This is a genomic window from Rhizobium ecuadorense (genome assembly GCF_001187535.1).
Lineage (GTDB): Bacteria > Pseudomonadota > Alphaproteobacteria > Rhizobiales > Rhizobiaceae > Rhizobium > Rhizobium ecuadorense.
The window spans coordinates 1-340 of the sequence record NZ_LFIO01000366.1 but is presented as its reverse complement, the minus strand read 5'-3'; the positions used below and the strand labels follow the sequence as shown (position 1 = coordinate 340).

The window sequence follows — 340 nt, the reverse complement described above, 5'->3', positions numbered from 1 at the left end:
TCATGCTGAAGCACATGATGGATGCCGTCGTTGAAATCTATCCGCATATTCCAGTCTGCGTGCATCTCGATCACGGCAACGATCCCTCCAACTGCATGACGGCGATCCAGGCGGGCTTCACCTCGGTAATGATGGATGGTTCACTGAAGGCGGACGCCAAGACGCCCGCCGACTGGGCCTATAATGTCGGCGTCACCAAGATGGTGACTGACATGGCGCATTTCGGCGGCATCTCAGTGGAAGGCGAACTCGGTGTTCTCGGTTCTCTCGAGACCGGCATGGGCGAGGCCGAGGACGGCCACGGCGCCGAGGGCAAGCTATCGCATGACCAGCTGCTGAC

1 protein-coding gene is annotated in these 340 nt (G+C 59.4%); it reads left to right on the top strand.

The features are described from left to right. The coding region (locus tag AF337_RS07535; protein ID WP_193393586.1) for a class II fructose-bisphosphate aldolase at positions 1–340 on the top strand (340 nt) is incomplete at both ends.